The sequence below is a fragment of the Aequorivita sublithincola DSM 14238 genome (genome assembly GCF_000265385.1).
Taxonomy (GTDB): domain Bacteria; phylum Bacteroidota; class Bacteroidia; order Flavobacteriales; family Flavobacteriaceae; genus Aequorivita; species Aequorivita sublithincola.
The window spans coordinates 2,892,921-2,917,215 of record NC_018013.1 but is presented as its reverse complement, the minus strand read 5'-3'; the positions used below and the strand labels follow the sequence as shown (position 1 = coordinate 2,917,215).

General features: G+C 35.9%; 26 protein-coding genes. 19 read left to right on the top strand and 7 right to left on the bottom strand.

Going from position 1 to position 24,295, the window contains the following annotated elements:
• Positions 1–61 precede the first annotated feature (61 nt).
• The 8 genes from AEQSU_RS13410 (at position 62) to AEQSU_RS13375 (ending at position 6,307) form a co-directional block, all read left to right on the top strand.
• Positions 62–1,189, top strand: a complete 1,128-nt coding sequence (locus AEQSU_RS13410; protein ID WP_014783414.1) for an NAD(P)/FAD-dependent oxidoreductase — start codon at positions 62–64, stop codon at positions 1,187–1,189.
• On the top strand, positions 1,186–1,905 hold the full coding sequence (locus AEQSU_RS13405) for a methyltransferase domain-containing protein (protein WP_014783413.1): 720 nt from the start codon (positions 1,186–1,188) through the stop codon (positions 1,903–1,905). The genes AEQSU_RS13410 and AEQSU_RS13405 overlap by 4 nt, the downstream gene beginning before the upstream one ends.
• Positions 1,905–2,954: a type III polyketide synthase gene (locus AEQSU_RS13400; protein WP_014783412.1), complete on the top strand. Its 1,050-nt coding sequence runs from the start codon at positions 1,905–1,907 to the stop codon at positions 2,952–2,954. Before AEQSU_RS13405 ends, AEQSU_RS13400 begins: the two co-directional genes overlap by 1 nt.
• 36 nt (positions 2,955–2,990) lie before the next feature.
• Positions 2,991–3,764, top strand: a complete 774-nt coding sequence (locus AEQSU_RS16680; RefSeq protein ID WP_014783411.1) for an SDR family NAD(P)-dependent oxidoreductase — start codon at positions 2,991–2,993, stop codon at positions 3,762–3,764.
• 9 nt (positions 3,765–3,773) lie between these two features.
• A complete protein-coding gene (locus tag AEQSU_RS16675; protein WP_014783410.1) occupies positions 3,774–4,223 on the top strand; it encodes a 3-hydroxyacyl-ACP dehydratase FabZ family protein in 450 nt (149 codons plus the stop codon).
• Positions 4,224–4,254: 31 nt separating this feature from the next.
• Complete coding sequence (locus tag AEQSU_RS13385; RefSeq protein WP_014783409.1) at positions 4,255–5,526, top strand: beta-ketoacyl-[acyl-carrier-protein] synthase family protein; 1,272 nt, start codon at positions 4,255–4,257, stop codon at positions 5,524–5,526.
• A 4-nt stretch (positions 5,527–5,530) separates the two neighbouring features.
• Positions 5,531–5,782: an acyl carrier protein gene (locus AEQSU_RS13380; protein WP_014783408.1), complete on the top strand. Its 252-nt coding sequence runs from the start codon at positions 5,531–5,533 to the stop codon at positions 5,780–5,782.
• A 141-nt stretch (positions 5,783–5,923) separates the two neighbouring features.
• Positions 5,924–6,307 (top strand): hypothetical protein, encoded by a 384-nt coding sequence (locus AEQSU_RS13375; RefSeq protein WP_014783407.1) that lies wholly within the window; start codon positions 5,924–5,926, stop codon positions 6,305–6,307.
• Here AEQSU_RS13375 and AEQSU_RS13370 read toward each other — a convergent pair whose 3' ends face one another.
• From AEQSU_RS13370 to AEQSU_RS13360, 3 genes are all read right to left on the bottom strand, one after another.
• Positions 6,308–6,772, bottom strand: coding sequence for an arsenate reductase family protein (locus AEQSU_RS13370; RefSeq protein WP_014783406.1), 465 nt, complete (start codon positions 6,770–6,772; stop codon positions 6,308–6,310). It abuts the gene before it with no gap.
• An 11-nt stretch (positions 6,773–6,783) separates the two neighbouring features.
• Positions 6,784–7,086, bottom strand: coding sequence for a ribosome hibernation-promoting factor, HPF/YfiA family (gene hpf / locus AEQSU_RS13365; protein ID WP_014783405.1), 303 nt, complete (start codon positions 7,084–7,086; stop codon positions 6,784–6,786).
• 81 nt (positions 7,087–7,167) lie between these two features.
• Entirely contained in the window at positions 7,168–8,127 is a 960-nt protein-coding gene (locus AEQSU_RS13360; protein WP_014783404.1) for a TerC family protein, read from the bottom strand.
• A gap of 149 nt (positions 8,128–8,276) precedes the next feature.
• Here AEQSU_RS13360 and AEQSU_RS13355 point away from each other — a divergent pair, with 149 nt between their 5' ends.
• The 4 genes from AEQSU_RS13355 (at position 8,277) to AEQSU_RS13340 (ending at position 11,425) form a co-directional block, all read left to right on the top strand.
• Positions 8,277–8,888, top strand: coding sequence for a nitroreductase family protein (locus tag AEQSU_RS13355; RefSeq protein ID WP_014783403.1), 612 nt, complete (start codon positions 8,277–8,279; stop codon positions 8,886–8,888).
• 7 nt (positions 8,889–8,895) lie between these two features.
• On the top strand, positions 8,896–9,096 hold the full coding sequence (locus AEQSU_RS13350) for a hypothetical protein (RefSeq protein ID WP_014783402.1): 201 nt from the start codon (positions 8,896–8,898) through the stop codon (positions 9,094–9,096).
• Between the two features lie 43 nt (positions 9,097–9,139).
• Positions 9,140–10,000: a formate/nitrite transporter family protein gene (locus AEQSU_RS13345; RefSeq protein ID WP_014783401.1), complete on the top strand. Its 861-nt coding sequence runs from the start codon at positions 9,140–9,142 to the stop codon at positions 9,998–10,000.
• A 183-nt stretch (positions 10,001–10,183) separates the two neighbouring features.
• Entirely contained in the window at positions 10,184–11,425 is a 1,242-nt protein-coding gene (locus tag AEQSU_RS13340) for a T9SS type A sorting domain-containing protein (protein WP_014783400.1), read from the top strand.
• An 89-nt stretch (positions 11,426–11,514) separates the two neighbouring features.
• Here AEQSU_RS13340 and AEQSU_RS17010 read toward each other — a convergent pair whose 3' ends face one another.
• Positions 11,515–11,649: a hypothetical protein gene (locus AEQSU_RS17010; RefSeq protein ID WP_014783399.1), complete on the bottom strand. Its 135-nt coding sequence runs from the start codon at positions 11,647–11,649 to the stop codon at positions 11,515–11,517.
• Between the two features lie 405 nt (positions 11,650–12,054).
• Here AEQSU_RS17010 and AEQSU_RS13335 point away from each other — a divergent pair, with 405 nt between their 5' ends.
• The 7 genes from AEQSU_RS13335 to AEQSU_RS13305 all read left to right on the top strand — a co-directional run bounded on the left by AEQSU_RS13335 (position 12,055) and on the right by AEQSU_RS13305 (position 20,733).
• On the top strand, positions 12,055–13,743 hold the full coding sequence (locus AEQSU_RS13335; protein ID WP_157429287.1) for a tetratricopeptide repeat protein: 1,689 nt from the start codon (positions 12,055–12,057) through the stop codon (positions 13,741–13,743).
• 201 nt (positions 13,744–13,944) lie between these two features.
• Positions 13,945–16,179 (top strand): caspase family protein, encoded by a 2,235-nt coding sequence (locus AEQSU_RS13330; protein ID WP_014783397.1) that lies wholly within the window; start codon positions 13,945–13,947, stop codon positions 16,177–16,179.
• A 22-nt stretch (positions 16,180–16,201) separates the two neighbouring features.
• Positions 16,202–16,426: a hypothetical protein gene (locus AEQSU_RS13325; protein ID WP_014783396.1), complete on the top strand. Its 225-nt coding sequence runs from the start codon at positions 16,202–16,204 to the stop codon at positions 16,424–16,426.
• A 41-nt stretch (positions 16,427–16,467) separates the two neighbouring features.
• Positions 16,468–17,379 carry a toll/interleukin-1 receptor domain-containing protein gene (locus tag AEQSU_RS13320; RefSeq protein ID WP_014783395.1) on the top strand — a complete coding sequence of 304 codons (912 nt, stop codon included), beginning with the start codon at positions 16,468–16,470 and terminating at the stop codon, positions 17,377–17,379.
• Between the two features lie 590 nt (positions 17,380–17,969).
• The gene (locus AEQSU_RS13315; protein WP_014783394.1) at positions 17,970–18,551 is read left to right on the top strand and encodes a TetR/AcrR family transcriptional regulator; all 582 of its coding nucleotides are present in this window, start codon (positions 17,970–17,972) and stop codon (positions 18,549–18,551) included.
• A gap of 206 nt (positions 18,552–18,757) precedes the next feature.
• The gene (locus AEQSU_RS13310; RefSeq protein WP_014783393.1) at positions 18,758–19,918 is read left to right on the top strand and encodes an iron-containing alcohol dehydrogenase; all 1,161 of its coding nucleotides are present in this window, start codon (positions 18,758–18,760) and stop codon (positions 19,916–19,918) included.
• Positions 19,919–19,926: 8 nt separating this feature from the next.
• Positions 19,927–20,733, top strand: coding sequence for a type 1 glutamine amidotransferase domain-containing protein (locus AEQSU_RS13305; RefSeq protein WP_014783392.1), 807 nt, complete (start codon positions 19,927–19,929; stop codon positions 20,731–20,733).
• Between the two features lie 56 nt (positions 20,734–20,789).
• Here AEQSU_RS13305 and AEQSU_RS16670 read toward each other — a convergent pair whose 3' ends face one another.
• The 3 genes from AEQSU_RS16670 to AEQSU_RS13295 form a co-directional block, all read right to left on the bottom strand.
• On the bottom strand, positions 20,790–20,960 hold the full coding sequence (locus AEQSU_RS16670) for a hypothetical protein (protein WP_157429286.1): 171 nt from the start codon (positions 20,958–20,960) through the stop codon (positions 20,790–20,792).
• Positions 20,961–21,038: 78 nt separating this feature from the next.
• Entirely contained in the window at positions 21,039–23,531 is a 2,493-nt protein-coding gene (locus tag AEQSU_RS13300; RefSeq protein ID WP_014783391.1) for an ABC transporter permease, read from the bottom strand.
• A gap of 47 nt (positions 23,532–23,578) precedes the next feature.
• Positions 23,579–24,268 carry an ABC transporter ATP-binding protein gene (locus tag AEQSU_RS13295; RefSeq protein WP_014783390.1) on the bottom strand — a complete coding sequence of 230 codons (690 nt, stop codon included), beginning with the start codon at positions 24,266–24,268 and terminating at the stop codon, positions 23,579–23,581.
• Positions 24,269–24,295: the final 27 nt, after the last annotated feature.

Here is a 24,295-nt window from a genome sequence, read left to right as displayed (position 1 = left end):
ATTATTTAAAAATCCCGAACCTCTTCATTGGTCGGGATTTTTTTTTAGCTTTAAACCAAGAATGGCATACAATAATAAAAGAGAAGTTATAATTATCGGAGGAGGATTGGCGGGGCTTACGGCGGCGTTACATCTTTCCAATCATAACCTCAAAATATGTTTAATTGAAAAAAATGAATATCCACACCATAAAGTTTGTGGGGAATATATTAGCAATGAAGTGTTGCCCTATTTAAGCTCATTGGGAATCGATCCATTCTCAATTGGAGCCAAAAGAATATCAAAATTTGAAATAACCGATTCAAAAGGATTTCCACTTAAAGCAGATTTACCGCTCGGCGGATTTGGAATCAGCCGTTATGCTTTTGATAATTTACTATTTGAAGCTATAAAAGATAAAGTTGAAATCATTTTTGATACAGTTGAAAAAGTAATTTTCAAAGAAAATATATTTACAGTCACAACTCAAAGAAAAGATGTTTTATACGCAGATTTTGTTATTGGAGCCTTCGGAAAAAGATCTAATATAGACTTTTTTTTAAATCGAAGGTTTATGAAACAACCCTCGCCTTGGTTAGCTGTAAAAACACATTATGATTTTGATTTTGACGAAGACACGGTTGCCTTACACAATTTTAATGGAGGTTATTGCGGTCTAAGTAAAACCGAAACCAACACCGTAAACGCCTGTTATTTAACCACTTTTAAATCATTCAAGAAATATGGCGATATTGATACTTTTCAGAAGAAGGAACTTTCAAAGAATCCTTTTTTAGATGAATTTTTCAAAAAGGCTAAACCCGTTTTCAAAAAACCATTGACTATTAGCCAGATTTCGTTTCAGAAAAAAGAACCTGTAGAAAATCATATTTTTATGATTGGTGATAGCGCAGGACTCATACATCCACTATGTGGCAATGGAATGGCTATGGCTATTAGGAGCGCGCAACTATTTTCAGAATTGTTTCTTAAAGCATTTCAGAAAAGTGATTTTGATAGAAATAATTTGGAAAAAGAATATTCAAATCACTGGCAAAAAGAATTTGGAAGTAGATTAAAAACTGGAAGATTCATTCAACGTATTTTAATGAATCCTCTTAGTTCAAAATTAGGGTTTTCAATGGCCAAATCAATACCTTCATTAATACCAAAACTAATTGAAAAAACACACGGAAGTCCAATAAAATGATAGCATTTAGTAACAAACATAGATCCATTCAAGCAGAGATAATGGACGATTTGGACTTTCAAGGCGAAGAAATGAAACATCTTTTGGATGATCTAAAAAACGTAAATAAGTGGTTGGGAGGAAATAGTATTACGATAGATGGATTAAAAGAGTTATTGAAAAATCATCCAAACGACAAAATTTTGACCATTTTAGATATTGGTTGTGGCGATGGTGAATTGCTTCGAAAGTGTACCGATTTTGGAAAGAAAAACAATTTCAACTTCAAATGTATTGGTATAGATTTTAACCAAAATATTTTAGAAATCGCCGAAAATAGAAGCAGTAATTATCCAAATCTAACTTTTAAAAAAGTTGACGTTTTTTTAGAAGAAGAATTAATACCAAATTGCGATATTGCATTATGTACACTGTTCTTGCATCATTTCAGTAATGAACAGATTGAAAATTTATTGAAAACAATTTTAAAAAAGACCGAAATCGGTTTAATAGTCAATGATTTACAAAGAAGCAAACAAGCCTTTTTCCTATTCAAAATAGTTAGTAAATTGTTTTTGAAGACTAAAACTGCGCGACACGACGGTTTAGTTTCAATAGCTAGAGGGTTCAAAAAAAATGAACTTGAAGCTATTTCAACAACAATAAGTAATCAAAAAAGCACAATCCATTGGCGTTGGGCGTATCGCTATCAATGGATTTCTAAAAACACAAACTAATGGTAAAAATAAATACAGTTACTACACAATTACCAGAATTTATGCGAGATACTGCTCAGATTATTGATCTCGTTAAAAATTGGATGCGTGACCAAGATGAAAGATATAAACGAAAGGTCGTAAAAATCATGGAAGGAGCGGGAGTAGACAAAAGGGGTTCCATTATGGATCCTATTGAAGTTTTTATCAATCCAAGTTTTGGTTCCAGAAACGATATTTACGCCCGTGAAATAAAAAAAATGGGGAAGCAGTGTTTGGAAAAAGCACTCAATAAAGCTGGATGGAAGCCAACTGATCTTGATTATATTATAACCGTAAGCTGCACTGGAATTATGATTCCTTCAGTTGACGCCTATTTAATCAACGAACTTAAAATGAGGCAAGACGTGATGCGGTTGCCAGTAACTGAAATGGGCTGTGCCGCAGGAGTTTCAGGAATTATCTATGCCCACAATTTTTTAAAAGCTAATCCTGGAAAACGTGCAGCTTTAGTTGCTATAGAAGCTCCGTCCGCCACTTTTCAAATAGACGATTTTTCGATGGCAAATATTGTAAGTACTGCTATTTTTGGAGATGGCGCGGCTTGCGTGTTACTTTCTTCAAGAGAAGAAGATGAAGGTCCCGAAATTATTGACGAGGAAATGTTTCATTTTTATGATGCAACAGGAATGATGGGTTTCAAGCTGGTAGACACTGGACTTCAGATGATACTCGATAAAGAGGTTCCTGATAAAATTGCAGAACATTTTCCGGCAATTATTCATCCCTTTTTAGAGAAAAATAACTTAACCATCGAAGACGTTGATCATCTTATTTTTCATCCAGGAGGCAGAAAAATTGTAGAAACTGTGGAGGAGCTTTTTGGCAGTTTGGGCAAAGATATAACAGACACAAAAGAAGTGCTCAGACTGTATGGCAATATGAGTAGCGCAACAGTCCTTTTTGTTCTGGAACGTTTTATGGATAAAAAACCTAAAAATGGAAGCTACGGTCTGATGCTTAGTTTTGGTCCAGGGTTCTCAGCCCAGCGTGTGTTATTGAAATTTTAGAGTAACTTTGCGCTTTCCTTTTAGAAAGGTAAAATTATGATAGAGTTTCAACAGCAATGGGCATTAATCCTAGGCGGCAGTAGCGGCCTCGGCTTAGCAAGTGCAAAAAAACTTGCTTCCGAAGGGATGAATATTTGCATTGTTCATAGAGACCGAAGAAGTAATATTCCTGAGTTCGAAAAAGAAGTTGAGCAACTTAAAAACTTAGACGTTTCAGTAAAAACGTTTAACCAAGATGCCTTAAACTCTGAAATTAGAAACGAGATAATTTCAGAATTACCCAAAAACAGTATAAAATTATTGCTTCATAGTATCGCTAAAGGTAGTTTAAAGCCTATGCATAGTGCAGATGAAGCTGTGCTTCAAAAGCAAGATTTGGATATAACGCTTCACGCCATGGCAACCAGTTGGTATGAATGGACGCAGGCTTTGGTTCAAAGTGAAAAGTTTTCAAAAAAGGCGAAAAATATTGCTTTTACAAGTGAAGGCAGTTCCAAAGTGTGGCCAGGATACGCAGCAGTTTCTGCGGCGAAATCTACGTTAGAATCTTTGATGAGAAGTATGGCTGTTGAATTGGCTCCAATAAATATAACCACAAATTGCATTCAAGCTGGAACTACTAAAACTGCATCATTTGCTATGATTCCAGGAAGTGAAGAACTTGCTGCAATGAGTAAAAAACGAAACCCTTTCCACCGTCTTACGCAACCGGAATATGTTGCCGATGTGGTTTATTTACTCTGTCGTCCAGAAGCAGATTGGATTAATGGAAACATTATAAAAGCAGACGGTGGAGAGAGCCTTAGATAATTTACAATTTTGAAATATAACGACATTCTTGATTTGCTTCCTTATGAAGTTCCATTTTTGTTTGTAGACGAGCTAGTATCCGTTTCACAAGAAGGAGTAGAAGGTTATTATATTTTTAAAAAAGACGAATATTTTTACCAAGGTCATTTCAAAAGCAATCCCGTTACACCTGGAGTCATATTAACAGAATGTATGGCGCAAATTGGGCTAGTGTGTTTGGGTATTTTTCTCTTACAAATAGAAAATTCTTCTGAAAAACCTGCCATTGCATTGAGCAGTTCCGTTATAGATTTTTATATTCCCGTATTTCCTGGCGAAAAAGTGAAAGTGATTTCAGAAAAGGAATATTTCAGATTCAATAAATTAAAATGTAAAGTGAAAATGGTAAATAGCAAAAACGAGTTAGTTGCCAAAGGAACTATAAGTGGCATGCTGGGATTGAAAACTAGTGAAAAATAATATAAAAGAACGCTTTTTCAGAAGCTGATAAATGAAAAATAGAGTAGTTATAACTGGTTTAGGTGTATGCTCTCCAATTGGAGTTACCATACCAGAATTCACCCAAGCATTAAAGAACGGGGAGTCTGGTATTCGGTTTCGTCCTGATTTGGAAGAACTTAAATTCTCTTGCCAATTGGGGGCCATTCCACAGATTTCCGAAGAAAAAAAGCGTGAATATCTAACAGAATTACAACTTCGGAATTTTATGAGCAGCGGAATTTTATACGGTATTATAGCTGGTATGGATGCTTTTAAAGATGCTAAATTAGAACTAGCAAAAAATGATGAAGACCCTCTTTGGGATTTAGGAATTATTTTTGGCACAGGCGTTAGCAGCGTAGAAAAGATGCACGAGAGCCTAATGAAAATCCACTCTAAAAATGTTCGTAGACTAAGTAGCAACACTATTCCCCAAATTATGGTTAGTGGAGTAAGTGCCTATCTTTCAGGTTTTATTGGTGCAGGAAATGTGGTAACATCAAATTCTTCTGCTTGCTCTACTGGCACCGAAGCTCTTTTAATGGGCTATGAGCGCATCAAAAATGGACAAGCCAAACAAATGCTTTGCGGAAGTTGTAGTGATCACGGACCATACATTTGGGGAGGTTTTGACGCCATAAGAGTAACCACCCATAAATATAACGATGCTCCAGAAAATGTAGCCGGACCAATGAGTGCAGTAACGAGTGGCTTTGTTCCGGGGAGTGGAGGAGGAGCCTATTTACTAGAGTCTCTAGAAAGTGCCCAGAAAAGAGGCGCAATAATATATGCAGAAGTTTTAGGAGGTGCTTTGAATAATGGGGGCCAACGTGGCGATGGAAGCATGACTGCACCAAACAATATAGCTGTCCAGAAATGTATCGAGATGGCAGTTGAAGACTCTAACGTTAGCGCTTCGGAAATTGACTATATTAATGGTCACCTTACTTCCACCATAAAAGATCCAGACGAAATAGCAAACTGGAGCAAGGCTCTAAAACGAAGCGGAAGTGATTTCCCATACATTAACTCTTTAAAAGGAATGATTGGTCATTGTATAGCCGCAAGTGGAAGTATTGAGATTGTAGCTTCTTTGCTTCAATTGCAACAGGGTTTTATTTTTCCAAATATTAATTGCAATCCAATTCATCCAGATATTTTAAATACAATTTCAGAAGAAAAAATTCCCACTAAAACCATTTATAAACCAATTAATACAATCGCTAAAGCCAGTTTTGGATTTGGAGATGTGAACGCTTGCGTTATTTTTAAAAAATATTAAACTTATGAATTCAGAAGAAATTTACATAAAACTAGAGCCAATTATCAAAAGTTATTTACCTGAAGATGTAGCCTCCTCCAAAATTAGCCGCGATAGTGATTTAACGCGAGAACTAAACATAAACTCGGCCCATCTTGTGGATATCGTTTTGGATATTGAAGACGCTTTTGATGTTGAATTCAAAAATGACGATTTAGAGAAATTACGTAACGTAAACGATGCAATTTCACTTATTAAGGAAAAGACTTCGGCATAGTGAACTGTTAAAAACTAGTCTGTGAAATGATTTCTTAGCATTCCGTTAATTTCAAAGAGTTTATCAGTTAAAGTGAGTTAAAACGGTTGATTCCAAGAATTATATTTAATAATTTTAATAGAATCTTTAATCACAGAAGCCATGAAAAAACTGTTTACAATTTTAACGCTATTTATAAGTATTACTGCCTTTTCTCAAGATCCGTTTCTTCAGAAATCTAATCTAGAGGCGAAAAAAGAAGCTATAAAACTCACAGATCGATATAATCGAGAACTTGCTTTGTCAGGGGATCAAATACTATTGTTTCAACAAAAAGTTGAGGAATTTTTAATTCGAAGACAAGAAATAGAAGCCGCAGGTTTTACAGGTAAATTAAAACTAGATCAGCTATACAAAAATCAGCAAGAGGAAACGGCAGATATGCAAGATATTCTTACACATCAACAATTACAGGTTTACAAACAAGTGAAACCAGAAATCCAACCTCTAGAAATAGTGAAGGAAAAAGCAAAGAAAGACGATTAGTTATTCGTCTTTCTCTATAAAATTTTCTTTTTCTGTAGTTCTTTCAATATCGGGAGCTACGCCGTTAGAAGGACTTTGCTCCAAACCTGCGGAATCTACTTGAAAAAATTCCAGTATTTCGGGCGGGTTATCTATCTGTTTGGTGCGTTTTCCATTTATGACAATTGGTCTTGAGATAACAGTATCATCATTTTGGATAATTTTTAACCAGTCATTAGAGCTGAATTCAGCAGTACTATCAGAACTGATGTCCAACTCTCGTTTATCCACCAAATCGCCAATTTTCACTCCAAGAGCCTCTGCAATTTCAGCCCATTGCGTGTCGGAAACTTTTGTTTTTGCCAAGTCTATGGCTAAGTATTTTTCATCAGTACCAGCTAGGTAGCTCAATGTATGTCTGCCTACTCGTGTGTTACTGCTATAAATAAGAGTTAATTGTTTCTCGTTTCGTGCTATTACGCCCATTTCATTCATTATTAATGAGTTTTCATTTTTGCTTTTCTTTTTTGCAATTGCGACGCCAATTCGTCAGCAACCTTTGCAACTGAAGCTTCTAGAGACGCGGTAGATGTTTCTGCAAAAATAGATGGTCCTGGTAAGCTCAACCTCACGTTGCATATCTTTCCAGTTTCAGGATTGCTAGAATTTTCCTTTTTAAAATAAACATCTGCACTTATTATAAAATCATATTTATTTTCAAGTTTGTTTAATTTTTCAGCCGCGAAAGCTTCTAATCTGGGGCTCGCAGCGATGTCGTGGTACTCAAAATTGATATTCATATTTCGGTTGTTTTGATTATGAATTTTAAAGATACGATAGGCAAAAATCCATTCCAAACTTTTTAATAGGATTTTGTGATATTAATCGGCATTTGTAGTTTCTGATGGGCTCTCCTTAATATAGACGGATGCTAAAACGCCAGATGTCAGGGAAACTACAATAATGCCAAGGGAAAGCCATTCGGGAATATCAACGTGGTGAGAAAGAATCATCTTTACACCTACAAAAGCAAGAATCACAACCAAACTATAGTTGATGAATCGAAACTTAGTCAACATTCGGGAGATTAAAAAGTACATTGATCTCAATCCTAAAATTGCCAATATATTAGAACTAAAAACAATAAAAGGATCTGATGTTATAGATAATACTGCCGGAATACTATCCAAAGCGAAAAGAATGTCGGTAAATTCTATAATTATAAGCGCTACAAAAAGGGGAGTGGCGGCACGAACGCCCATTCGTTTTATAAAAAATTTATCCCCATCCATTTTGTAGGATATTGGAAATAACTTTTTAAGAAATTTATATACCGGCGATTTCTTTGGATCTATTTCCTCCTCATTACTAACAAGCATTTTGAAAGCTGTAAATAATAGAAAAGCTCCAAAGACGTAGATTATCCAATCAAACTTATTAATAAGCGCAACTCCAAAAAATATCATAAGCGCCCTAAAAATAATGGCTCCCAGAATTCCCCAGAACAAAACTTCGTGCTGATATTTCTTCGGAATAGCATAGGTGGAAAAGATTACAGCAATCACAAAGACATTGTCAATGCTTAAAGATAGCTCTATTAAATATCCAGTTATATATTTTATTACAGCAAGCTTTGGCGTTAAATCTGTGGGATTTGCTATGAGACCGTCGTTAAAAAGCCAGTAGATAATTCCAGAAAACCCCAAAGCGACTGTAACCCAAATAGCAGTCCAGATTCCAGCTTCCTTAGCTTTTATTTCGTGGGCTTGCCTATTAAAAACACCCAAATCTAAAGCAAGAAATAAAATAATAAACGCAATAAAAATTCCCCAGACTAGCATTGTATAAGATTTTGAACAAAAATAAGTGCAATTTTCGCTAAAATAATATTCAGAACTGTTAATAATGAAAGCTAGCGTTAAATCTTTTAAAAAACCTTTTCAACGCAAACCAAACGTAGTATATTTAAAAGAAAAATAAAAAGAACCCTATGGAAAGTATTGTTACAGTCAATAAAATAACCCCTTTGGAGCATCCCGTTTTAGAAAGCATTAAAAATAGATGGAGTCCTAGAGCATTCGCTAAAACCCCAATTACTGAAGAGAAAGTGAAAATATTATTAGAAGCGGGTAGGTGGGCTCCGAGTGCCTCCAATATTCAGCCATGGCGAGTTATTTGGGGAATTAAAGGCACCAAAATGTACGACCGTATTTTTGATTGCTTGGACGATTTCAACCAAATTTGGGCTGCTAACGCTGAATTGTTGTGGATTAATGCTTTCAAAAAAACGATGGAGAAGAATGACAAGGAAAACTTTCACGCATTGCATGATTTAGGTCTTTTTATGGGAAATGTAATTCACCAGGCAAATAGTATGGGAATTGCAACCCACCAAATGGCTGGAGTCAAATTTAAAAAAGCTCAAGATGAATTTAAATTTCCTGATGATTATCACGTTACAACTGCCGTTGCTTTCGGTTATTATGGCGGTAATCCGGACGATTTACCAGAAGATTTAAAAAAGCAAGAACTCAAAAAAATGCGCGAACGTAAGGAACAGCACGAATTCGCCTTTAATGGAAATTTTCAAACAAAAAAATAATATAACTATGACCGAGAAAAAGAAACACGCCGATTTTCAAGATGAATACAGAAAATCCTCCAATTTTGGCAAAGCTGAAGAAAAAGAAAACCTGAATATAAAAGGTGACGGAGAGCTCAAAATGGAGAAAGACGAAGCAATGAAATCTAAATCCGAAGAGAAGAAAATTGCCGAAACTTTAAAAACAATCAATTCAGAAGAGGAGTAGAGTTTAGATTATAATTTATTTTAAATTTACTCAAAATCCAAAGATGTTAGAAAACGAAGAAGCTAAATCTAAAGAGCAACAAAACATTGATAAAGAGCTTAAAAATTCTGAAGCTTCTGAACTGACCACGGCAAAATCCCACGGTGAAATACTGAAACAACAAATAGTTGAAGGTCAGGAAACATACGATAAAAATCCTGTAAGTATTTTGCTGAGTTCCTTAACAGCTGGTTTGGAAATTGGGTTTAGTTATTTATTAATCTGCACCTTGTATTATTTTCTCCAAGATAAAGTTGAAGAGGACACTATTATTAAATTAATGTCCTTTTTATATCCGGTGGGTTTTATAATGGTAATTTTAGGGCAATCTATATTATTTACCGAACAAACTTCGCTATTAACACTTCCAGTTCTTAACAAAAAGAGATCCTTAAAAAGTCTTCTTAAACTCTGGGGTCTGGTAATTTTTGGGAATTTAATTGGCGGTTATATCATAGCATTCTTCTTGGTTTGGATCGGGCCGCGTTTACAGATTTTTGATCTTTCAACTATAGAAAAAATAGCAGTGCACGTAACCGATTACGACAAGATGATCATTTTTGCAAGTGCCGTTTTAGCAGGCTGGTTAATGGGGTTGCTTTCTTGGCTTATTGCAGCTTCAAAAAGCACACTGAGTAGAATTGTCATCATTTTTATGATTACTGCAGTATTGGCTTTTACAGGGCTTCATCATAGTATTGTTGGTAATGTGGAAGTATTTGCAGGGCTAATAAGTTCTCCAGCAATAACCATTTCAGGCTATCTTATATTTATAGGCCTCGCACTTTTCGGAAATGCGTTTGGTGGGGCTGTGTTTGTAGCTCTTTTGAAATATCGCGCATTTGTTTATGATGTGAAGGGATAAGTAACACTCGTTGCAGCGGAAATTACTTCAAGAAATATACTTAATTAAAATAGCGCTATCAATTACTTAAATTACTCCTCTTTTTTAATAAACTTGTTTTCAGTATAATAGGGCATATGCCCCATTGAAATTGCTTTGTAAATGGTTGAAGTTTGTTACATCAATTTATAAATGATGCAAACAATGAAAACAAAAAACTACATTACAGTAATTAGCTTAGCAATTTTCCTGTTCTCTTTTATCCCGACGGTAATAGCACAGGAATGGCAAGATTTAGGCAATCTCCAAGTAAATGGGGAAGTCGTTCAAAGGATGCTTAAAATAGAGGGTTTTGGAAACGACATCTATCTATGTACAGACAAAGGTCTGTTCAAATCTTCTGATAACGGATCAACCTTAACCAACCTTACATGGTTAAGTGGGGTTACGCAGGGCCTTGAAATACAATGTGTTTATGTGGATGCTGCTGACGGTAACATGTATATTGGCACTAGCGGACAAGGAGTTTTTAAAAGTACGGATAACGGTAATTCGTGGACTCAAACTGCAATTACTAGTGTTTATGTATTTGATATTGACAAAGTAGGTCCTAATATTTTAAGTTCTTATCTCAGTGCATCTAGTAATGGAGTGTACTATTCCTCAGATGGTCTTGTTACTAAGCAGTCATCGTCAATACCGCAGATTCGCGTAAATAATTTTAAGTTATATAACAATACAATGTTTCTAACCGCAAAAGACAAAGTTTTTAAGAGCATTGACAATGGACTAACTTTTAGTCAGGCCGGGTCGGGACTTCCTAACAATGGGGTTTATTTCAAACCTTTGGCCTTAGAAGATGATACGCTATTTACTGGCAGCAATATGGGTGGGCTTCAAAGTAGTATAGACACAGGACAGACTTGGCAAACTCCAAGCCCTAATCCCTTTTATGGAAATTGTGAAGTTTATGATATTGTAAGTGTTGCAGGATATACTTTTGCAACCGTAGGAGGGACGTGCGGAAGCGACTATAGAATAAAGTTAAGCCAAGATAAAGGTGTAACTTGGTCTTCAGGTCTTTTCAACATTAGCAGCGCAGTTTTCACCATTTTAGGGAGAAACGAGTCCGGCACCAGCATTTTTGTTTTTAATCTTCAAAACGAAAAAATGTATAGAATGTCTGGCTTTACTGCAAGTATCGATGGAAACAGTGATTCTCAAATCGCAATATCGCCAAACCCAACTAGCGGTAGCATAACTATTTCTGGAATTATAGGTGCAAAAAGTGTTGCCATCTATAACACCCAAGGTAAACTTTTGAAGCAATATCCTGAAGTTACTGAAAACAAACTTATAAATCTGTCTGAATTTTCATCTGGTTTGTACTTTGTAAATGTGATTGGCGAAAAAGGTGTTAGGACTTTCAAAGTAATTAAAAAGTAAAAAATTGTTTTAATTGAAGTAATATAAAATCCCTTATGCCAATTGGTATAAGGGATTTTTAAATTTCTTAGTTAGCAAGTTTAAACAAATTAACCTGGTTGAATATCTGCTCCTGGTTTCGTTTTTACTTTTGGTTTCGTTTTTACTTTTGCTTTCGGTTTTTGCTTTGGTTTCGCAGTTGTTGCGGGTTTCTTTTTTGGTTTGTCCTCATCTGATGTTGGCATAATTGAAAGATTTTTGGTTAATAATAACTAAAGATAGTGAAATTTAAAAAAACATCTTATTTAATCTTAGTTAAATAAATTAAGGCTCAATGATTTTCTGTAAATTAGCGACAATTACCAAGTATTATGAAGCTTAACTCCTTTTTTAAGCAATGCCACGAAAAGGAAGTCTTTAAAATGTTGTCTATTTATGTAGTATCTGCGTGGGTTATTTTGCAGGTATTATCAATTACATGGCAACCTTTGGGCCTTCCTCAAAAATCAGTTACTTTTCTGATAATAATATTACTACTCTGTTTTCCACTCTACATTTTTTTTCTTTGGAAATTTCGCCTAGCGCCCATAAATACACCCGGTGAGGAGCTAGACGAAAAGGAAGAAAAGAAAAAGGTCGGTTTTAAAAAAATGTACTTTTCCTCACTAGGTATAATCACCTCGCTTTGCGTGATTACCGTTTTTTTAATTGTAAATAAGAACTTTTCGCGAGATAAAAGTGATTTACTTCCCGTAATAGTAAAGAGTGACAAAATTGCGGTCTTAAAATTTGGCAATAATACTGGCGATCCAAAATATGACATTGTGAGTAAAATGGCTTCAGATTGGATTATTCATGGAATTACCGAAAATCAAGTAGCGCAAGTGATAACCCAGGATTTGGTAGATGAATACAAAACCATTTTAAAAGGAAAAAAAATTGATGAAGATGAGACCACAATAGTAAAAGAGTACCTAAAACCCAGCAAAATTATTTCGGGTAATTTTTATCTTAAAAATGGAAACCTTCTTTTTCAGGGAATGCTCATTGACGGAAAAACAAATAAAACCAATATATCTTTCAAACCCACAGAATGTCCTGCCAGCAACCCTTTGCAATGTATAGAGGAGCTTAATGAATCTATTACTGGCTATTTTATAACAGAAGATAAAAAGGGACTTATGCTTCAGGAAACGCCTCCAAAATATGAAGCTTACAAATTTCTGCTCGAGGCTAAATACAGTAACGACAATCAGGAATATATCAACCTTTTAAACAAGGCCATAACTGCCGATTCAACTTATTTTGAGCCGAAAGTATTACGTGTAGCCCATTTTTACAATCAAAAGGAATTTAAAAAATCTGATTCTCTTCTTAAATTGATAAAACCAGATTCCTATACAAACAAACGGCAATTAAACCTTCTGAATATGTATGAAGCGCTTTTGAAAGGCGATAACCATACTGTTTACAAATCAATTTTAAAAGAATATGAAATTGCTCCCTTCGACTTAAAAACAAATAGAACAGCATTGGTTGTGGCGTTACAATACGTAAACCGCCCAGAAGATGTGGAAGCAATATACAAAACGGTTGCTATGGACAGCATGAATCTTCAAAACTGTTCAGATTGTACCACACGTATTTATGTAAAGGCATATGCAGATATTGAGTTGGGCAAATACAGAGAAGCAATTTCAATTATTGAAAATGCCCAAAATGAAACTGAAGTAAAAATTCTTAATAGACCTTTGGTTATTGCTTATGTACGTTCGGGAAAAGAAGACGCCTTAAGTCAATTCCTTCGAAAAATAAATATAATCGCAACTCCGGCAGAAACACAAGAATTATACTTACAAGCAGGAAAAGAATATCTATTAAAAAATGATATTCCAAAAGCCGAAGAATACTTTAACAAAATTACTAATGCTGAATCTGGCATAGTTGATTCCAAGATGCTTGCCGACGCTTTATATTATAAAGAGCAATTTGCAAAAGCAGAAAAAGTTTTAAAGGAAGTTCATACTAAAAAGCCTAAGGATATTGATGTATTGGCGAAATTGGCTATCAGTAATTTTAAAATTGGAAACCTTTCAGAAGCAAAAAAGAATTTAAATATTTTAGAAAATCTACGAGCCGCCTATCAGTTTGGAGAAGTAGATTACGCGCTGGGCCAATATTATGCCGCAGCAAATAACAAACCTGAGCTTTATAAACACTTATTAAAAGCCGTAGCCAGTGGCCATTTGTATCATTGGAAATACTTTAAAAACGATCCTCACTTTACTAAATATATTAACTCAAAAGAATTTGAAGAAGTCATGAACTTTTGGAAATAATTGGAATGAACCTTCCAAAATGAATTGATGCTGAAAACAGACATAGGACTTTAAGACATAAGACGTAAAAATGTGATTTTAAATATTACGTTGATAAAAAACCCAATTAGTCATACGTCTTATGTCCTTTCGTCTTAAGGCAAATTATTAATTAATTGATCTTTTTTCAAAGGCTATAAATTCTTTTCAAAATCAAAAATTATGGCAAAGCTAAAAAACGCTCATGCGCTGTTAATTGGAGTAGGTGGTAAGGATATCCCAGAAACAATAAACGATGCGAAAGCAATAAATGAAATCCTAGCCAATAAGGAAACAGGTAGTTATTATAAATCGAATGTAAAAATTCTTACAGGCAAAAAAGCAAGCCGCAAAGGCATTCTAAAGGCGTTTGATGATTTATTGGAAAGAACAGATGAAGATTCTTCTGTATTACTCTTTTATTCAGGTCACGGTGGAATGTATAGCGACAATACCTTTATAAAAGACGAAACAAAAAAGAAACCCGAAGCAGAAAATCAAAAGTATTTTCATCTCTGCCCGTCTGATTATAAACCAAAAAAATACAAAACCACTTGGATTAAAGCCGAAGAAATAAAATATAAAATCTCACAATTAAAATCAAAAAGATTAATTTTTTTCTTGGACTGTTGCCACGCTGCAGGAATGACGGCAGGTGTTGCAGGACTGCAACCCAAACACACCAACGCAGATGGTCTTGCCCAAAAATTAGATGATGGTCGCGGTATGATCATAATTTCCGCTTGTCGTGCAGAAGAATTGAGTGTTATTTTGGAAGGAGGAGAAAATAGCCTTTTTTCACAATGTATGATTGAAGTTTTAAGAGGAGATGACAAGCACGAAGGTGAAGACGCTTTTGTCTACATTCTTGAAACGGTAGATTATATATTCAGAAAAGTAAAAAAGATTTACCCAAAACAAAACCCGTATGCAAACATTCAGATATCCGAGAATTTTGTGTTGAGTTTTGCTTCAAAATTGATGGATGAAAACGCAGATGAAGCAGAAATTGAAGCTTTAGTAGAGGCCACAAAAGCATCTAGAAAAGAATTAGTTACAAAATTTAGAGAAAGCGAAAATGCCAATAGTGTAATTCTCTTTGTACACGGTTTTTCTGGCGATGCTGAAAATACTTTTTCGCAAGCGCCAAAGTTGCTCATTAACAATAAAGGTGGGTTAGACGGTTGGGATATGTTTCCGTTGGGTTATAGTAGTAATGTAATGCCAGAAATGGGTAAGAGTGTTTGGGCGTGCTCAACTGATATTGAAAGAAATTCAGGTTTTTTGCTTACTTCAATCAACAATAAATTTTCAAAATATAAACGTATCGCAGTTGTAGCGCACGATTTGGGTGGAATTGTAGTGCAACAAGCCTTACTAGAATTGAATGAATATGATTTGGGCAGAATAAGTCACGTGATGTTCTATGCTACCCCAAGTTATGGCCTTCCTGAAATAGAACTGCAAAACTTTTTTACTTATGGCAATGATGAAAAAGACCTGAAAGAAGGAAGCCAATATATGCGAAACTTACGAAATCGCTGGGATGAAGCTTTTCCAGCTGATTATCCTTTCACTTTTAAAACAATTGCGGCTACTAAAGATGAATATGTGCCTATTAGTTCAAGTTTGGAACCTTTTCCAAAAAAATATCACGAAATTATAGAGGGTGACCATTTTTCAATAGTACAGATTACGAATGAAAATGACGATAGTTACCAACTACTTTTAAATACGCTAACCAACAAAAGTTTTTTAAATAAATCTTCTAATATAGAGGAAATTAATATTGCAATGGGGGAATATAATGAAGTTATAAATTCACTTCTTCCCAAGCTTAAAGAACTTGATAACAAAGGTTTAGAGCGTTTAATATACGCTTTAGAAGCAGCCGGTAGGGAAGAGGAGGCTATTCAAATTTTGAATGAGACCCCAGCTGCAAAAAACAATTCAAATTTATTGGGAATAATGGGCGGACGCTACAAACGTCAATATTTATTGACCTCTTTAGCGGAAGATTTAAAAATGGCTTTTAAACATTACAGTGATGCCTTAAAGATTTCAGAAGACAAAGGAGATTATTCACAAATATATTACCACGCCATCAATCTGGCTTTTCTAAGTTTGATGAAAAGAGAAAGAGGAGATATGACAGCGTTTGCGGATAAAGCTTTCCAAGCAACCGAAAAAGATCCATTTCCAGGTCTATGGAAATTAGCTACGATGGGAGAAATTTTTCTTTATAAAGGCGATTTTGAAAATTCAAAAGAAAATTATGGAAAAGCGGCAGCAATGGCTGATTTGCGCGAAAAGGTTTCAATCCACGCCAATGCCTATAATGCTTATGTGAGTTTGATGCAAACAGACAATCCAGAAGATGAATACATAAAGTTCCTAAAAATTAATTTTTTATCGTAATTTCAATATAAATTTTTAAGTGATGAAGAAATTCTTTCAAGACAAAACTCCTAAGCTGAGTTTCAAAAAAGCTGTAAAGAAGCCCATTCCTATAAAATGTGTGCAAATCTATGAACCCTTCGAAGTAGAAACTATGGAAGGAGTGATGAGCGGAAAAGCAGGAGACTGGTTAATGATAGGTATTGATGGCGAGAAATATGTGTGTGATGATGCAATCTTTAAAAGAAGTTATGATATTATGGATTAAAGTACTAACAAAATCATACTAATTTATTAATAAAGAATACAATGGCAGCAAAGAAGATTTTCATCAGTTATTCAAGACGCGATACTGAATATGTTTCATCATTAGTAGAAGCATTACGAAAACAAGGATTCGAAGTGTGGTTCGATAAAAACATACGCACAGGAACAGATTGGGACGACACCATAGAATCTGAACTTAAAAAAGCAGATGCAATCGTATTAATCCTTTCGCAAACTTCTGTTGCTTCGGAAAATGTGAAAGACGAAATTTCGTATGCTATAGGCTTAGACAAACCCGTAAACCCTATAAAAATAGAGGAATGCGACGTACCGATGCGACTGGCACGGAAGCAGTTTGTAGATTTTACGGCTATGGGTCACGAAGCTGGTTTTGAACGCTTGGTAAATGATTTGAAGCAGACCTTAAAATTGGCAGAAGAAAATAAGTCGGTTCCCAAGGGAAGTTTTAAGCCACCGATAGCAAATATTAATTCAGTTCCTCAAAAGAAATCAAAAAAAATAGTCCCTTATTTAATTGGAGGTTTAATAACGATTGTTCTTTTTATAATCTTGATATTAAATTTTACTGATGATAGTAGTACTGATCAAATAAACAATTCCAATGAAACCGTTGTGCAACAACAAACGAAAAATAGTGATTCCCAAAACGAGATAAATGGGTTGAATTTAAAAAAAGTAGTGTACACAAAGGATGGCGAGAAACCTGCCGGCTATTTTGAAAATGTAGGCGACAATGTTTGGATGGAACGATCTGTTGAAAACGATGCAAAATATAGATTTATAGAAACCAAACGCGACGAATGGTTTGTTTATTTATCTGATGATAGTCGTGATATAAATTTGTATATAGATCTATACCGCAACGGAATCTATATGTCCACCACAGAAGGAGAAGAGCCTATACTGTGGTATGCGATAATCGCTACTGAGTAACTGTATTTATGAAATCTATAATAAAGTGAAGATTAGTAATGCTGGACAAATTCTATTTTACATAATATAAATTATAGAACAATTATATATACTTATGAATTGTTCATTATTGGCTATTATCTTAGTTTTTTGGCGTTATCAGATGCTTATACAAATTGGCACATAGATTGGGTATAATATCGATATTTGGGAATTAGTAAGGATTATTTTCAAATACGCGATGAATGAACTGTTTTGATTCTATAGTTTTTGAAGTTTTATAAAATGTATTTGAACTTAGCGTATTTGGACTTTTATTAAATGGTTAGCTAAATATAAGATTCTCTTCAAGTACACCAAAATTAAGCACGAAGTAAACTCAGATGAATATATAGATTTATAAGCTTGAAGTAATTTATTAATTCTAAAATTACTTCATCGAATAGATTATAATTTATATTATTAAACTTCTTCATCCCTATATCTATAGTATTTAAGGCTAGCCTCGGTGACAATATTTAGTTTCAAATTTCCTTTCTAACCATAAATCCCTGTTAAAAAAAAAGAATGAACATTCACTTTTGTGTATCTTTGTGCCAGAATTAAATAATATGGCTAAACTTCAAAAAAGCATAGATAAGCGGAACTCCTTAATAAAAGCGACTATTCAATTAGTGAACAATAACGGTTTCCACGCTGCGCCAATGAGTAAGATTGCCAAAATGGCTAACGTTTCCCCTGCTACTATCTATCTCTATTTTGAAAATAAACAAGACTTGGCAAACAAAGCCTATATAGAGGTTAAGGCAATATATACTGAATATGCTTTTGCCACATATAATGAAGAAATGCCTATTGAAAAAGGATTTGAAACCATCTGGAAACGCATTGCAGAATTTAAGTTTAAAGATTCTGAAAACGCAATGTTTTTAGCGCAATGTGATAATACTCCAATGATTGATGAACCTAGCAGACAAGAAGGAATAAAACACCTTCAACCCCTACTCGACTTATGGGAGCGCGGTAAAAACGAAGGAATTATAAAACCAATTTCAAACTACATATTGTATGCCTATACTATAAGTCCACTATCTTTTTTGATGATGGCAGATAAAAGAGATGGGTTTCAATTGGATGAAGAACATATTGAAGTTGCTTATAAGGCGGCTTGGGACGCGATAAAAAAGACTTAAGACCGCTTCGCTGAAAGACTTAATCGACAATATTTAAATAATAGTTATAGCGATGTCAGGTTGAGCGCAGTCGAAACCTAATGTTATAAATTATAAATATTTAACCAATCATTTAAAAGTAAATAATTGATTGAAGCCATTTTAAGAGTAACGAAACTATTGAAAAAGAAATTAAAACTTTAATAAAACATATAAGTAAATAAAAGATGAACAATTTTGAATTTAAAAACCCGACCAAGATAATTTTTGGAAAGGACAGTATCGAAAAATTAGCAAATGAAATTCCTGAAAACGCTAAAATCCTCCTCCTTTATGGTGGCGGAAGTATTATGGAAAACGGAATTTACGACCAAGTAAAAACGGCTTTGGCAGACGCCACGGTTATCGAGTTTGGTGGAATCCCTGCAAACCCAGAATATTCAGTGTTGATGGAGGCTTTAGAGGTTATTAAAACTGAAAGTATCACCTTTCTATTAGCTGTTGGTGGCGGTTCTGTGATTGACGGCACCAAGTTTTTATCGGCTGCTGCAATGTACGGAGGCGCATCGCCCTGGAATATTTTAACCGATAATATAAAAATAGAAGAAGGCTTGCCTTTTGGAACGGTATTAACCCTTCCTGCAACGGCATCCGAAATGAATTCCGGAGCGGTAATTACTCGTGCCGAAACCAAAGAGAAACTAGCGATGGGCGGTCCAGGATTGTTTCCACAGTTTTCTATTTTAGATCCTCAGGTAATTACTTCCATTCCAGAGCGCCAATTGGCAAACGGTATAACCGATGCTTTTACCCACGTTTTAGAACAGTATATGACGTATCCAGTTGGCGGATTATTACAAGACCGTTTCGCAGAAAGCATTTTACAAACCCTAATCGAAGTAGCGCCAAAAGTGATCAAAGATCCTACGGACTATGAAGCGGCTTCCAATTTTATGTGGAGTTGTACTATGGCTTTAAACGGGTTGATTCAACAAGGAGTTCCAGGAGATTGGGCTATTCATATGATGGGCCATGAGCTTACCGCTCTATTCGGCATAGACCACGCGCGTACGCTAGCAATTATGACACCTAGCCATTACAAATATAACTTTGAGGCTAAAAAAGAGAAATTAGCCCAATACGCAGAGCGTGTTTGGAAAATAACCGAAGGTAGCAAAGACGATAAAGCATACGCCGCTATTGAAAAAACAGAAGCCTTTTTCCACGAATTAGGTATTGAAACCAAGTTATCCAATTATACCGACGATTACGAAGGCACCGCCGAAACCATAAAGCAACGCTTTACAGATCGTGGCTGGTTGGGAATTGGAGAACACAAATCCTTATCGCCAGACAAGGTTGAGAAGATTGTGAAAATGGCTTATTAATAAAACCTATGAACTCATTAAAATCAATAGCCTTAGTACTAACCCTTATTACAGCATTTAGTTGTAATGAGGGCGCTAAGGAAAATTCTTCTGAAAAAGCTTCAGAAGAAAAATCAACATTAAAAAAAGAAAAAGAAATGAACGTATTATTTGTATTAACATCTCACGATAAATTAGGAGATACAGGAAAAAAGACAGGCTTTTGGGTGGAGGAATTTGCAAGCCCATATTACAGTCTATTAGATCAAGGCGTTAAAATTACTGTTGCAACCCCAAAAGGTGGTGCAGCACCCATAGACCCAAGTAGCGACGGCCCTGATGCAGCGACTGAGGACACAGACCGTTTTAATAAAGATACCGAAGCACAACATATAATTGCAAACACAAAAGTATTGGCAGATATGAATCCAGACGATTTTGACGCTGTTTTTTATCCAGGGGGTCACGGTCCTTTATGGGATTTGGTAAACGATGCCAATTCAATCGCATTGATTGAAAAATTTAATGCTCAAGAAAAACCAATTGCTTTTGTATGCCACGCCCCGGCGGTTTTAAGAGACGTTAAAAACACAGACGGTAAAAGTTTGGTAAAAGGTAAAAAAGTAACCGGATTCTCAAATTCTGAAGAAGAAGCTGTTGGCCTTACAGAAGTTGTGCCTTTATTACTGGAAGATATGCTAAAAGCAAACGGAGCTACTTATTCTAGCGGAGACGATTGGGCAGTTTATGCACTACAAGACGGAAACCTAATAACAGGTCAAAACCCAGCTTCATCTAAGTTGGTTGCTGAAAAACTGTTTAAAAGTTTAAAATAAAGGTTTTGTTATTATGATGAAAAGGTTGCCTTAACGGGCAACCTTTTTTTGTTAAGTCAGGTTCCAAAATAGCAGAATACTACAATATCGTCCAATAAACCCTTTTCATCTGCATAATCCGAAGCACTGCAATAAACATAGTTTTGAGCTCTATATGCCAAACCTGCGGCTACAGGATTATTGTGAACATAACTGATCTTCTCCCAAATAACTTTATTACTCCACAACTGATATTCATTCCCTGCTGGCGCAAGCGTCTCGCTCGCATCCTACATTCAATACGTCATTAAAATTCAAATGACAATCTACCCACTCTTCCTCAAAACCTCCAAAGGCGAACTCCTCAAAACCTCCCGAATATTACTCAACCCAATTCCCAAAACCAAAAGAGAGATTCCAGGTAGAAAAACCAAGAACGGGATTAGAGAAGGTGTAAAGGGTTGTTCAAATACGAATATTGCCAAAAGCAAGCTGCTAACTAGTGCCAAAAGGATTCCCAAAAGACTGCCTAAAATTCCTAGAAATAGATATTCTAGGGCGGTAATGGTGAGTATCTGTTTGTTTTTTGCGCCCAAGGTTCGCAGGAGAACACTTTCTTTTATTCGCTGGTATTTACTGGTGCGCACCGAGCCAATTAAAACAATAATCCCTGTAAGGATGCTGAAAAATGCCATAAAATTAATAATCCAAGATACCTTGTTGAGGATGTCTTCTACTACCGTAAACATCTGCCTTAAATCTATAACGGAAACATTGGGGAACTTACTCACCAAGTCCCGTTGCAATTTAGCTGAACTGGCTTCAGTTGGGGCATTAGTGGTTAGCACATAAAACTGTGGCGCGTTTTCCAAGACGCCACTGGGGAAAAGGACTGTAAAATTAGGTTGTAGGTTTGCCCAATCTACTTTTCGGATGCTTTTAATGACGGTTTCCATCAGTACGCCTTGCACATTAAAAACAATAGAGTCGCCAAGGCTTACATTGGCATCTTCGGCAAGATTGTCTGAGATGGAGACTTGGATGATCTCGTCTGTCTTTTGATTAGGCACCCACTCGCCTGCTATAATTTCTTCAGAATCTATGAGGTTCGCGCGGTAGGTGGTTCTAAATTCGTGATTTAAAAGCCACGATTTTACTTGGGCGGTAGTATCGGTTCGCAAGGTATTTACCAACACATTTTTTATGCTGTGCATTCGCATAGTAACCAGCGGAATATTGTCTAAAACCGGCAAGTCATTTGCTTTAAAGGTGTTTGCAACCTCATCTACTTGGTCTGGTTGTACGTCTAAAGTTATAAGGTTTACACTTTTGGAGGTTTGGCCAATTTCGGCTTTATCCAGTAAAATATCCTTAGTAAAATATAGGGTGCTTATTAAAAATGTACCCAAGCCAATAGCAATCAAAAGTACGATAGTTTGATTGTTGGGGCGAAATAAATTCAGCAAACTCTGTCTTGTAGTAAATCCGGCTCCCTTCGGAAAATAGGCCTTAACCAATTTCATAGTAGCAATTGCAATCCCTGAAAGAATCCCGAAGGTTAGCATAATTGCGACTATAAAGGCTAATGCAAACAACCAATCTTTTAGCAACCAAAAGGAAAAGGCATATAAAAACAAAACAATCACGGCAATGGCTACATAACTCGCCTTTCTTGACTGTTTTGAGGTGTCGCCGCTAACCCGAAGCACATCCAATGGTGAAACGTACCAAGTGCGCAATAACGGCAGTAAAGCAAATAAAACGGACATTACTAAGCCTAGAAAAACGCCTATAATTAAGGGTTGTGAGGTAATACTAATTGTTAATTCGAAGGGTAGAAATTCCTTTAATACAATAGGGAAAAGTTCTTGCAGCCCTACTCCTATCGCAGTCCCAATAATTCCGCCTAAAATTCCTATTCCTGCAATTTGGATTAAGAAAATCAGAAAGCTTTGTTTTCTAGAGGCACCCAGACATTTTAGGATGGCAATCGCCTTTATTTTTTCTTTGATATAGATGTTTACCGAGCTGGCAATTCCTACACATCCAAGCAATAATGCAATAAAAGCGGTTAGGTTTAAGAAGGAGCCTACATTATCGTAACGCTTGCCTAATCTGCTACTAGTTCTGGTGTGGGTGTCGAAATCTGCATTTTCTGCTTCTAGCATCGGTTGGAGCTTTTCTTCCAACCTCAACAAATCTGTATTGGGTTGTTTAAAGAAAAACCGATATTCTTTTCGGCTTCCAAACTGTAATAATTCAGTAGCTTCTATAAACCTAAAAGGGATAATTACTAAAGGTGCCACCGAAGTAGCAACTGCTGAATTGCCCGGAATAGCCTTTAATGCGCCAGCTAAGGGCAAAGTAATTTCACCTATTTTAATTGAATCACCAGCTTGCAAATTGTATTGCAACATTAAAGTGGCATCCACCAAAGCACCACCTAAAGCTTGATAGGAAATAGCAGCTGCAACAGGCTCTGTATCAAGTTTTCCGTAAAAAGGAAATTCGCCTTGCAAACCACGAACACGCACTAATTTAGTGCCATCATTTTTAGGAAAAGCCACCATGGAAACAAAGTTTATTTCGGAGGCGTCGGGCTTCAAAGAGTCAATAATTGCTTGTGCACGCGGATTGGGAAGCTCGTCACTGTCAATAGTAAAATCAGCACCCATCAAGGATTTTGAATGGCGTTGAATATTGTCTGTAAGGTTTTGGCTAAACAACTGTATGGAAACTACTGCGGCAATTCCTAAGATAATGGAAGCCATAAAGAGCATCAATCGCATTCTACTCGCTTTTGCATCGCGCCAAGCCATTTTGAAAAGCCAAGCGGTGTTGTATTTTGATTTTAACGGTGACTTGTTCAAACTACGGCTGTTGTTTCATTGGTTAAAATCTGTCCGCCTTTTAGTCTTAGAATTTGTTGCGTTCTTGCAGCCAAATCTAAATCGTGGGTGATAATTACCAATGTAGTTCCAGCTTCCTCATTGAGGTTGAAGAGCAACTGTATTACTTTCTGGCCAGTTTCTTCATCTAGATTCCCAGTAGGTTCATCGGCAAATAAAATAGAAGGATTATTTGAAAAAGCTCTTGCCACTGCCACTCGTTGCTGCTCGCCACCTGATAATTGGGAGGGATAATGATGAATACGGTCTCCTAAACCAACTTTTTCTAATAATTCTTTTGCTTTGCTAACTGCATTTTTGGAGCCTTGAAGCTCTAAAGGCACACTTACATTTTCCAGCGCAGTTAAAGTGGGTAGTAATTGAAAATCTTGGAAGATGAAACCTACTTGTTCATTTCGAAGTTGTGCGCGTTCGTCTTCGTTGAGGGTGCTTAGATCGTGACCGCATAGCTCCACCGAGCCTGCATTGGGAGTGTCTAAGCCTGCAGCTAAGCCTAATAAGGTAGTCTTTCCACTTCCTGATGGTCCGACGATGGAGAATGTTTGTCCCTTAACAACTTCGAAGGAAACATTGTGAAGGACTGTTAATTGCTTGTTACCACTATTGTAAGTGCGCTCTAGTCCGTTAATCTTTAATATCTTTGTCATTTAAATTTTATAATAATTTCCGACAAT